The 11588-nt window shown below is 56.1% G+C and carries 11 protein-coding genes; 10 read left to right on the forward strand and 1 reads right to left on the reverse strand.

Features of this window, described 5'->3' with window-relative positions:
* On the forward strand, positions 1 to 214 hold a 214-nt coding region (locus ACF8AM_RS07955; protein ID WP_392555124.1), incomplete at its 5' end, for a CocE/NonD family hydrolase C-terminal non-catalytic domain-containing protein.
* A 53-nt stretch (positions 215 to 267) separates the two neighbouring features.
* On the opposite strand, the gene ACF8AM_RS07960 is transcribed toward ACF8AM_RS07955, so the two are convergent.
* On the reverse strand, positions 268 to 1599 hold the full coding sequence (locus ACF8AM_RS07960; RefSeq protein ID WP_392555125.1) for a hypothetical protein: 1332 nt from the start codon (positions 1597 to 1599) through the stop codon (positions 268 to 270).
* 190 nt (positions 1600 to 1789) lie between these two features.
* On the opposite strand from ACF8AM_RS07960, the gene tssK reads away from it, so the two are divergent.
* From tssK to tssF, 9 genes are all read left to right on the forward strand, one after another.
* Positions 1790 to 3286: a type VI secretion system baseplate subunit TssK gene (gene tssK, locus ACF8AM_RS07965; protein WP_392555126.1), complete on the forward strand. Its 1497-nt coding sequence runs from the start codon at positions 1790 to 1792 to the stop codon at positions 3284 to 3286.
* Entirely contained in the window at positions 3286 to 3930 is a 645-nt protein-coding gene (locus ACF8AM_RS07970; protein ID WP_392555127.1) for a DotU family type IV/VI secretion system protein, read from the forward strand. Before tssK ends, ACF8AM_RS07970 begins: the two co-directional genes overlap by 1 nt.
* A gap of 33 nt (positions 3931 to 3963) precedes the next feature.
* Positions 3964 to 5709, forward strand: coding sequence for a type VI secretion protein IcmF/TssM N-terminal domain-containing protein (locus ACF8AM_RS07975; RefSeq protein ID WP_392555128.1), 1746 nt, complete (start codon positions 3964 to 3966; stop codon positions 5707 to 5709).
* 151 nt (positions 5710 to 5860) lie between these two features.
* On the forward strand, positions 5861 to 6934 hold the full coding sequence (gene tssA / locus ACF8AM_RS07980) for a type VI secretion system protein TssA (protein ID WP_392555129.1): 1074 nt from the start codon (positions 5861 to 5863) through the stop codon (positions 6932 to 6934).
* A gap of 69 nt (positions 6935 to 7003) precedes the next feature.
* A complete protein-coding gene (gene tssB / locus ACF8AM_RS07985) occupies positions 7004 to 7528 on the forward strand; it encodes a type VI secretion system contractile sheath small subunit (RefSeq protein WP_007328775.1) in 525 nt (174 codons plus the stop codon).
* 47 nt (positions 7529 to 7575) lie between these two features.
* The gene (tssC, locus tag ACF8AM_RS07990) at positions 7576 to 9078 is read left to right on the forward strand and encodes a type VI secretion system contractile sheath large subunit (RefSeq protein ID WP_392555130.1); all 1503 of its coding nucleotides are present in this window, start codon (positions 7576 to 7578) and stop codon (positions 9076 to 9078) included.
* Positions 9079 to 9131: 53 nt separating this feature from the next.
* Positions 9132 to 9611: a type VI secretion system tube protein Hcp gene (locus tag ACF8AM_RS07995; protein WP_007328777.1), complete on the forward strand. Its 480-nt coding sequence runs from the start codon at positions 9132 to 9134 to the stop codon at positions 9609 to 9611.
* 11 nt (positions 9612 to 9622) lie between these two features.
* Positions 9623 to 10177, forward strand: a complete 555-nt coding sequence (locus ACF8AM_RS08000; protein ID WP_392555131.1) for a type VI secretion system baseplate subunit TssE — start codon at positions 9623 to 9625, stop codon at positions 10175 to 10177.
* A gap of 180 nt (positions 10178 to 10357) precedes the next feature.
* On the forward strand, positions 10358 to 11588 hold a 1231-nt coding region (gene tssF / locus ACF8AM_RS08005; RefSeq protein WP_392555132.1), incomplete at its 3' end, for a type VI secretion system baseplate subunit TssF.

Consider the following 11588-nt stretch of genomic DNA (forward strand, 5'->3'; position numbering starts at 1 on the left):
CGTCCCGGGCCAGTTCTATGACATCGAGTTCGACCTGCAACCCGATGATCAAGTCATCGCCAAAGGGCAGCAGATCGGACTGATGGTCTTTTCCAGCGATCGCGATTACACACTGCATCCCACGCCGGGCACCAAGATCACGATCGATTTGCAGCACACTCAACTGAGTTTGCCTGTTGTCGGCGGAACGCTTCCGCTCGAATCGCAGGACTGATCAGCGAGCTCGCCAGACCAAGACGACTTGCTCGCGGAAGTCGTCTTGGTCGCTCAAAGCGACAGACGAAGATCAAAAACCATGCGGGTATCAAACCAGTCGTCATCGGCGGCGGTGATGCCGGTCGCGAATCCGAATTCCCACAACCCCATGTCGTTTTCGGGTCCCAGTACAAAACGGGCACCGGGGTAGAACTCAATCGCGGTTTCACCATCGACGGCCTGCAGCGTGCCCGCTGAATCGTGGTATCCGCCATACAGAAACGATAGTGTCCGAACCTCGAAGGTTGGCAAGAATGCGAACACATCGCTTTCCGCTGCGATCGTGCTGACACCCCAACCCGTGGTCAACACATCTCCGGCGACGCCAGCGGTTCCTTTGATGGGAGTCCAATATTTGACTTCGCCGAAGACGTAGGTTTCCGGACGAAGACAGCGTCGACCCAGCAATCCAAACTCCAGCGAAGTGTGGCCGGTCCCCAAGCCTCGGTCGGCAGGACCACTCGCCAAATGGGTTCGAAAGATGGTCGCAACCTTCGTGCGTTTGCCATCAACCAACAGAGCTTGAGCACCCAGGACGATGTCACCAAAACCGGTCGTGTTTCCGTTCACTTCCGGGTCCACCGACCGCATTGTGTACTGCGTCAACGCCATCAACCGCTCCGTCCCCGCCGCAAGTCGAAAGATCAGATCTTGCGAGTTCACGCCCGATTCGTTGTCTGGCGGGTCTCCCCAGTAGTACTCCGCTCGATCCGGCGTTCGCAGCCCGTGGTCGACTTGGTAGCGGATGCCCACGTGAGCTGGAACGATCGCGGTGTCCAAGACGTTGGGAGCAAACATCACTCGTTCGTACCCGATGCCACGATCACGGGAGCGATTTTGACGAAAGTGGGCTCCCGGGCTGAGACGCTCCAACGCTTCGTGAATGTTTGGGAACGAGAGATCCTGCCAAGGAGTCCACTGGCTGGAAACCAGTTGGCGGCATTGATTGCAGCCGCAGCCCACATCGCACCCCGACTCGCAATTGCCATTCGTCTGACAACCACAGCTCGAGCCAACCGGGTTGTCCCCGCCAATCGCCAACCAATCCACGGATTCGCCGACGATGGACTCGGGATGAATGTCAGGTGCGACGATTGAAATCGACTCGATTTCGCCGGGCGGGACGGGAAGCGGTTCAAAAAGAGGTGCTTCAATCAAACCTTCCGCGTGCAGCGGGGCATCCGAGAGTGAGTCATGGCGCAGCAGCGGGGCACCGAGGTCATTCCACACCATCGGATCTTGAGCCGAGAGCGGAAACGCCAACACGGCGTGCGAAAGCAGCAGAGCAAGATGGACGGGTTTGATCACACTTCGTCGCGGGGCCTGGATGATGTGGCAGTTCACTTCGCGAGTCAAAGTGAAGTCACGACACTCGTGAAAGCATGTCGTGAAACTGAGAGTGGCTGTCTGTATCGATAATATCGTCTGGAAATATGCACGTGATTTAGCTAATCTCCGGCCACATACCAAGATTGGGGCTTACGAGAGTCAAATTGATTTGACGGCACCCAGCCAACGTTCGGAAAGGAATCCGATGCAGAATCTTGCGGTCCATTGGCATGAGGGACTGTTCCTCCGACCACATCATCTCCAGGCATGGGATCGCCACTGGCAGGAAAGCCAAGCGGCCGCTTCGCGCTGGCAGAACCCCTACAGCTATGGACTGGCGAGCATCTCGATCAATGCCGACGCGCTCGCGTTGGGCTTTTTCCAACTCGATGGCGTCCGAGCCAAAATGCCGGAGGGCACGTTGGTGGAATTGGCCGTGGGAGAAACAACCGAGCGAGTTGACCTGCGGGCTGGATTTGCCGTTTCCGGTGCCTCTGCCTCAACTTCCGAAACTTCGGACGCTGCTCACGAAACCATTCCGGTGGGCGGCGGCAACAGCGTCGACGTGTTCCTTGCCGTCCCTCGGTTGCAGCTTGGTGTTTCCAATGTAGCCGAAGGCGATCAAGCCGAAGGGGCCCGCTTTCGACAACTTCAAATTCATGTGCCTGACGAAACCGATGGTGCCAGCGTCGAGCCCGTTCTGTTTCGCCGTGTCAACGCCGTCCTCAAACTTTCGACCGAAGACCTGACCGGATACGACGTGTTGCGGATCGCTCGTGTGAAACGAGGCTCGGTGGGCGGAGCAATCGCAGAACTGGATGAACGGTACGTCCCACCGTTGATGGATTGTGCCGCATGGTCCCAAATGAGACAGCGGTTTCTACGGCCGATCCACGACATGATGATGCTCAAGATCGAACTGTTGTCGCAGCTCGTCAATGATCGCAGCGTTCGAATGGACGCCGAACAACCCGGTGATCTTCAACGCATCTTGATGCTTCAAACGCTCAACCAAGCCGCAGCGGTTCTCGGTGTTCTGAATCAATCCAGCGGCGTCCATCCGTGGAACGCGTACGTGGAACTCAGCCGTCTCGCCGGTGGGTTGGATCTGTTTGGTGAAACACGATCCTTGCAGGCGATCGCTGCCTACGATCACGATGCGATCGGCCCCTTGTTTCAAGAACTGCGACGACGAATCGAATCGCGAATTGCATCGGTCGGCCAGAATGCTTACCAGCAACGCTTCTTCATCGGAGCAGGATTGGGCATGCAGGTCAGCTTGGATCCGCAATGGTTGACGAGCGATTGGCAGTGCGTCTTGGGCGTGCGTCGTGGCAAACTCTCCGCTGCGGGACTCGACAAGTTACTCTCGCCTGGTTTCCTCGATTGGAAAATGGGCAGTGCCCGCCAGGTCGAAACGCTATACAGCAAACGCGCAATGGGACTGGAGCTGAAACCCTTGCGAGAAGTTCCCCGAGTCTTGCCGTCTCAATCGGATTGGAGCTTCTTCGAGATCAGCGGTCGCGGCCCGGCCTGGACCGACGTCTTGGACACCGGCACGATCGCACTTCGAATTCGCGAACAATTGATTGACGATCCACAAAAGTTGGCGGGCAATCAAACCTTGAAGGTTCGCATGGACGCTCACACCGCTTCCTTGCAATTCGCGATCTTCGCGACCAAGCGATCGGATGCAGTGTGATGAATGAATCACTCGAACAATTCGCCGACGACTACACTGAATGTGTGCTGGCGGTGATCGACCGACTGCATGCTGACGAGCCCTTGGATCCCGTCGCCACTCACGAAACTTTGTCCCAACGCTTGACCGAGGCGCGGCAAAGTCACCATCACGATGATCGCTGGGAAGAAGCAATGTACGCGTTGGTTTCTCTGACCGATGAGTTGTTGCTGGAAATGCCATGGTCCGGTCGATCTTGGTGGAATGATCACGTCTTGGAAGCCAGCCTGTTTGGTTCACGTGATTGCAGCGAACGCTTCTATCAGATGGCCGCCGTCGCCAGTCGTGAATCCTCCAACGGCGTGTTGCGAGTCTTCCATGATTGCGTCCTGTTGGGATTCCGTGGCGTGTACTCCATTCCAGGTCTGTCAGAAGCCACCACGAAAGAACTGGGCATTCCAGCAACCTTGGAACTTTGGCTGGAAAAGACACAGCACCAACTCAGCAGCGATGCTGCCGAGGTCGATCCTCCAGCGCGTCTGCACCGATCTTTGAGTGGAGCGGCACCGAACACGACGCGACGAAGCATCGTTTGGTGGACGGTCGCGGCGGCGACGATGTTGATCGCCAACATCACGATGTACACGCTTTCGGCGGGAAAGTGATGCCCATCCCATACCATTCGACGAGAACGATCTATGTCCGATGATGCGACGCCCAGTCTAAAAGATCGCTTGAAATCGCGACTGAACGTGTCGTTGGCCGCCATGGTCGCCGCTTTGGTGGGAATTGGTCTGCTGGTCTTGGCCGCTGCCGCTTGGTTGGTCTACTCAATCGACCCAACGCGAATCGCTTGGGGCGACTACATGACGCTTCAGCGTGGTGTTTGGTTGCTGGTTCTTTGGGCACTTTCCTGCGTGGTCACTTATGTGACGGTACGCATTTGGATGGCGGACGTTCCGCTCGGCAACGCTCGCGTTCGCGCCGGTTGGAAAACAGGCATGCAACTACTGTCGCAGCACGGCGTGGGACTCAACCAAATCCCTTGCTTCTTGGTGTTGGGTTGTGAAACACGTCATCAGCAAGAAGCGTGGCTCGGATCCGAAGGGGCTCCTGTCGCTCAATCCACGTCGGAAGGCGCTCCCGCGATCGACTGGCATTTGTCAAAAGATCGCTTGCTGATCTTCTGCCGAGACATTGGTGTGTATGGGACACTCCTGCGAAGCGGAACATCGGACGAACACTCCGAGCAGCCAAAATCGATTCCCGACCATGTCGCCGAAGCACCTGCTTCACCGTCGGCATCACCGTCGGATGCAAACACCAGCGAGGAGTCCGTCGCGGACAACGACGAATCATCCAGGGCTGATTCAACCGACGACGCGCCAGCAACGGAACCTCAGGCCGAACCACTTGCCGCCGGTGCAACCCCGTCCGCCGTTGCCGTGGCTCAGCCTCCAACTCAGGCAGCAAAGACACAGCCCACCTCCGTCACTCATGCCATGCAATCGCTCGAACGAGCCGATCGCTTGGTCCAAGACGCTCAATCGATCCAACCGATGGCTCAGCCCACTCGGTCGATCCCTGATTCGCTGTCCTCCGTTCGCACCACACAATCTCAGCAAGAGCTGTCTGATCTGTGCGCACGACTGCGAGCCGAGCGATTTCCGCACGCCCCCATCAACGGCACGCTTGTGATGGTGGATTCGCGAATGATCGCCGAAGGAGGCTCTTCGCCCGGTGAGTCGGGCCGAAAAATCGGACGAGCGATCCGTCGCGACCTCGATCAGGTGCAATCCGAATTGGGAATCGCCAGCCCGGTGACCATGATGATCGCCGAAAAGGATCATCCCGACGACTACAAGGAACTGCAACGACGTTTGCGGATGGTGGAGCAACAATCGTCGGTGGCATTGGGCAAACCATTTGTCTCGGAAGAAATTCCCACCGGCGAAGCAATGAACCAATTGGCGAATGACACGATTCGTGAGATCGAAAATCGTGTCAAACAGGTTTTCCAAGTCCCACGTTCGCTCACCCAACCTCAAAATCACCGCTTGGTTCGCGTTCTGATCCAATGTCGTCGCTGGCGATCCTCGCTGCGAAGCCTGATGGTTGAGAGCTGCGCAGCCAATCCGGTCGACATGTCGTCTTCGCATTCCGAAAGCATGTCGGAAGTCAACGCACCAATCGTCAGTGGTCTGTTTGTCGCATCGCCAGGCCAACGCTCGGCCAAGAGCAACGGGGCGAAGGGACACTTCTTTGAGTCCGTCGTCGCACACATGATCGATCAACAAAATCATCTGGCTTGGACGTCGGAAGAACGACAGGCCTGGCGACGTCACCAGCGATTCGCGGCGTCGCTGATGGTGATCACTGGGCTCTTGATTGCATTGTTTCTCATCCAGCTTTGGATCGTCTTGCGTCCCCTCATTTTGACTTGATTCCATTCAGCGAGTTTGGATCATTCCACGCATTTCTTGATAAAAGTGATCAAAGTGACTCAGGGTTGAGAAATGAAAAGTCGATTCAATCGCTACAGGCAAATATCGAGACAGTGATGAGTGTTCGCCAAACCAAGACCCGACATCGTTCATGACAATTGCCGACCTCTCAACGCTGACCGCTCCCGTCTCTCCGGACTCGCCGACTGGCGTGAGTCTGGAGTACGACGCCCGGTTTGTTGAGATGACCCGGTTGGCAGAAGGCACTCGAGAACAGCAGTACGGCAAGACCGTCATTGCGGCTCAACCACCGGATTGGCGAGCCATTCACCAGCTAGCGATCGAGCTGGCGAGCGAAACTCGCGATCTCCGGCTGGCCGTTCTCTTGGTCGAATGCCAGACTCACCTGAAGGGCCTTGACGGTCTGACGGAATCGATGACGCTCCTTCGCGATTGGGTCCGCGACCATTGGGACGACGTTCATCCGCAACTCGATCCCGACGACAACAACGATCCGTTCATCCGAATCAATGCCCTTGGTCGTCTTTGCGAACCAGAGCGATTGCCATCGATGATCGGCCGAATGACCTTGGTCGAATCGCTGCCTCATGTGGTGGTGACGCTCAATGACGTGCGTCGTTCACGTGGCGAGCTCAATGCGACCTCGTCCGCGGATTCGCCCACGCCGATGGAAGTGGAAGCCGCCTTTTTGGCGTTTCCAGTTGCTGAGCTTCGACATCGCTATGAAGCTTGCCAACGAGCCGAAAATGCACTGCAAGAGACGGTGGACTTCCTAGAACAGCATCTCGGAACCGGGATTTGGGAAACCAAAGAGCTGTCGTCCTGCCTTTCCGCGTGCAGCCAATTATTCAAGACACACCTTCGACAACGTTTGTCCGTTTCGGATGCCGCGGTCAAAGATGTCAGCGGCGATGAATGCGAGCCAGCCGCTTCCCACGACGCTTCCAATCAGTGGGACTCCGAGGATGTTGACGAATCGATCGTCAGCCTCAGTCGCATTCGGGTTCAGTCGCGCGAAGAAGCTGCCCAGGCACTCGACGCGGCGACGAGGTACTTCGAGTTGCATGAACCGTCCAGCCCCGTGCCGCTCTTGCTGCGTCGGGCTCGCCGGATGATCAACCAAGACTTCGTCGACATCATTCGCGAACTCGCACCCGATGCGCTCTCGCAAGCAAGAAACCTGGCTGGCCAGTTTGACGACTGATCCTAGCGGTCATCAAACCCAACCACTTACAAATCCACCCTGTCGCCGCTGTTCTGAAAAGGAAAGCTGATGTCCGAAAGCAGCCAAAAATTCATTGCTCGTAACCGTCCGCCTCGCGTTCAGATCGAATACGACGTGGAAACCTACGGTTCCGAGAAGAAGGTTCAGCTTCCTTTCGTGATGGGAGTGCTTGCTGACTTGTCGGGCAATCCGTCCGAGCCACTCGAAGATGTCGCCGATCGAAAGTTCCTGGAAACGGACATTGACAACTTCGACGACCGTTTGAAATCGATGAAGCCACGCGCTGCGTTTCAAGTGGACAACACGCTGACCGGCGAAGGCAGCCTGAACATCGATTTGACCTTCGAATCCATGGACGACTTCACACCCGGCCAAATCGCCAAACGTGTGGAACCACTCAACAAGCTTCTCAACGCACGCACGCAATTGGCGCAGTTAGTGACCTACATGGACGGCAAAGCCGGCGCCGAAGAATTGGTGTCCCGATTGATCAACGATCCTGAACTGTTGAAAGAGCTCGCCGAAAAGCCGCTCGAAATTGACGAATCCGATTCCGCCGCAGAAGCCGCCTGATCGAATCGTCACACCAACACCCACCACCAATCTCGAAGGACTCAAGGATGAGCGATACACAATCGGAAACCACGGAAGCCGCTCCCGATGACACCGACACACTCACACTGGACACATTGTCGGAGTTGTTGGAAGCCGAATTCAAACCACGCACCGATGATGCCGGGTTGGCTGTCACACGGGCGGTCAACACGCTTGCAGCTCAACTTGTGACCAGTGAGATGGTTGCCGAGAGCGACGTGATCAAGACGATTGAAGCCTTGGTAGCCGAAATCGACAACAAGATCTCGGAGCAGATGAACGAGATCCTGCACCACGATGATTTCCAACAACTCGAAGGTGCATGGCGTGGTTTCGCCCACTTGGTGAACAACACCGAGACCGATGAGATGCTGAAAATTCGCGTCTTGAACATCTCCAAAAAAGACCTTCACAAGACGCTGAAGAAGTTCAAAGGAACCGCTTGGGATCAAAGCCCAATCTTCAAAAAGCTGTACGAAGAGGAGTACGGCCAATTCGGTGGTGAACCTTACGGTGCGTTGATCGGCGACTACTACTTCGATCATTCGCCCGTCGATGTCGAATTGCTGGGCGAAATCGCGAAAATTTCTGCCGCTGCACACGCCCCATTCATCACCGCGGCTGCCCCCGCTTTGATGCACATGGATTCGTGGCAAGAACTGGGCAACCCTCGCGATTTGACCAAGATCTTCCAAACCGTCGAATACGCATCGTGGCGTTCACTTCGCGACGACGAAGATTCACGCTACATCGGTTTGACGATGCCACGTTTTCTGTCACGCCAGCCTTACGGTGCCGCGACAAATCCCGTCGAAGAATTCGCGTTCGAAGAAGAAACCGCAGGCCCTGACCACAGCCGATACGTTTGGTCCAACAGTGCCTATGCGTTCGCTGTGAACATCAACCGCTCGTTCAAAATGCACAGCTGGTGCTCACGCATTCGTGGCGTGGAATCGGGTGGAGCAGTTGAAAAGTTGCCCGTTCACGTGTTCCCAACAGACGATGGCGGCGTGGACATGAAGTGTCCAACCGAAATCTCGATCAGCGATCGACGGGAAGCGGAACTGGCGAAAAACGGAATGATGCCGTTGGTGTTCCGCAAGAACAGCGACTTGGCCGCCTTCATCGGTGCTCAGTCACTGAACAACCCCAGCTTGTTCGAAGACGACGATGCAACCGCCAACGCTCGCTTGTCAGGTCGTTTGCCGTATCTGTTTGCCGTCTGCCGCTTCGCACACTACTTGAAGTGCATCGTTCGCGACAAAGTGGGTTCGTTCAAAGAACGTGCCGACATGCAAATCTGGCTCAACAACTGGATCAGCCAGTATGTCGACACCAACCCAGCCACCGCATCGGAACTGGACAAAGCGCGTCGTCCACTGGCGGGTGCAGAAGTGGTCGTCGAGGAAATCCCGGGCAACCCTGGATACTACACCGCGAAATTCTTCTTGCGTCCTCACTTCCAACTGGAAGGTTTGACCGTGTCATTGCGACTCGTTAGCAAGCTGCCGTCCGCCAAGGCCGCTTGATCATTCGGCTTTGAGACGCCCCCAAACAACATTCATTCCAGGAAACTGAAACCATGATTTTTTTGAAGTTCACAACTGAGATCAAGGGCGACGCAACCGTTGCTGGCTACGAAGATCAGATCAAGTTGACCTCGGTCTCTTTCGGTGCCAATCGTACCGTCGCAAGTGTTGCCGGCAGCTCGGCTCGTGAAACCGGCTCCCCCGCGTTCACCGAACTGCAATGTGCAAAGGACTTCGACATCGCGTCGACTGAATTGTTCATGCAAAGTGTCTCGGGTGCTTCGCTGCAAGGCGCAACCCTGACCTACTTGCAAACCGACAACGAAGGCAACCCGCAGGTTTACTTGACCGTGACATTGGTCGATCCGATCGTCACCAGTTACTCACAGTCGAGCATGGGCGACAGCAAGCCTTGCGAAAACTTCACGCTCAACTTCACCGAGATCAAAATGGCGTACACCAAGTACGACGGGGACTCGGCGAAGAAAGCGACCGAGAAAGGTTGGAACCTGTCGGAACAGAAAGCCGCCTAGGCTAAACTGTCATGGCGTCCAACGAACCAATCGAACAACCGTCATCCTCGCTACTGGATCGATTGATCCGTGGCGAGAACGGTGGCGGTGGCGACGTTCGTGTGATGCCAAATCAAGGATCGCGAAGCGGTGTTTCACGCCGTCAACGTCGCCACCAGATGGCGATATTGAGTTCGCAAATCGAACGCGATCTGTTGGCGTTGTTTGGAACACGCCGAATGTCCGAGGACACTGATCTGTCGGCCTGGCCGTTGGTTCAAAAAAGCGTTTTGAACTATGGTGTTCCTGATCTGACGGGCAGGACCAGCAGCGGATTGGACCTGCGACTTCTTCAACGAGAATTTGCCGAAGCGATTCGGTGTTTTGAACCTCGTTTGCGACCGGACACTCTGGATGTGACGTGCCGGTTGAACGAATACGTCCGTGGTGACGTGATCGTGCAAATCCAGGCCCTGTTCGGCCCCTCCGATGCGTTGGAATCCTTTGCGATGGGCATCTCGATCTGCTTGGGCAATGGCCAATGTCAGAAAGTGGTGCCGGGAGTCGGTCAACGCCGAGCGGCATAGCCGGATTGTGGTCAGCGAATTACCTCTTGGGACGCAAGACCCAATTGTGCTATTGAGCAAGAACCGTGATGAGTGTCACGGTCAAAATGACCACAGCCCAAGAGTTTGTGCTGGAAAGATGGCATCGCCAAGCATCCGCGCACTCTCGACTCCTTCGTTCACCTCGGTTGGATTTGACGCATGGAAGCTCAGTTCCTCGATCATTACAACCGAGAACTCGGCTACCTGAGAGAACTGGGGGCGGAGTTTGCACAAGAATACCCCGCGGTCGCCGGTCGCTTGGGAATGGACGAATTCGCCTGCGCCGATCCTTTCGTTGAACGTCTGCTAGAAGGATTCGCGTTTTTGGCGGCGCGAGTGCATCGCCGTTTGGATTCCGAGTTCCCACAACTCACCCGCGGATTGCTGCAATCGATCTACCCGCACTACACGCGGCCGATCCCATCCGCCGCGATCGTTCAAATTCATCCGGATCCCGACGAGGGATCGCTGGCCAGCGGCTACCGTTTGCCCCGTGGCTCTCGTTTGCAGGGACCGTCCAGCCAAACCTGCCCGACGCCTTGCCGATTCGAAACGACCGCTCCGGTTGATTTGTGGCCGATTCAATTGGTGGACGTGGAGTGGGTGGAACGTGGCACTGCGACCCGTCGCCCGATGCCTTCCATCATGAAGAGCATGCCCTGTCGTGCCGCTCTGCGAATCACGCTTCAAACCACGGCCGGTTTGCCGATGTCGGCACTCGACCTGGACAGCCTACCGATTCATCTTCGCGGTGGCGAAACCGCTCATCAGTTGCTGGAGTTGCTCGTCGCACATCAGAACGGCATCGTTGTCGGCGACGCCGCGTCGGATCAATGGCAACGACTGGATTCGGCATCGCTGGTCGCTGGTGGTTTCGATGATGCAGAAGCATTGCTACCTGGCGAGCCCCGATCGTTCAGTGGATACCGCTTGCTGCAAGAGTATTTCTTGTTGCCCGAAAAGTTCCTGTTCGTAACGCTAAACGGGTTGTCCCAAGCGGTTTCGATGGCGAAGGGCAACCAACTTGAAATCATCATCGGCGTTGACCAATCACAAAAAGATTTGGTGGGACGTCTCAGTCGTGAACACTTGGTGTTGCTCTGTGTTCCGGCAGTCAACTTGTTCAAGCAACGCGCGGATCGAGTCCCGATTTCCGAAACCAAATCCGAACACCAACTGTTAGTCGACCGCAGCCGACCGATGGACTTTGAAATTTGGTCGGTTGAACAATTGCTGGGTCATGGAACATCGGCTCAGCAAGAGGTTGAGTTCTTGCCGCTGTACGCGCCGCCAACCAACATGGCCGCGCGCCAGCAGCACGCCGCCTACTACACACTCGATCGTCGTCCGCGACAACCTTCGACGAACCAACGTGAGTACGGTCATCGCT

The sequence above is a fragment of the Rhodopirellula sp. JB055 genome (assembly GCF_043100905.1).
In the GTDB taxonomy this organism is placed as follows: Bacteria; Planctomycetota; Planctomycetia; order Pirellulales; family Pirellulaceae; genus Rhodopirellula.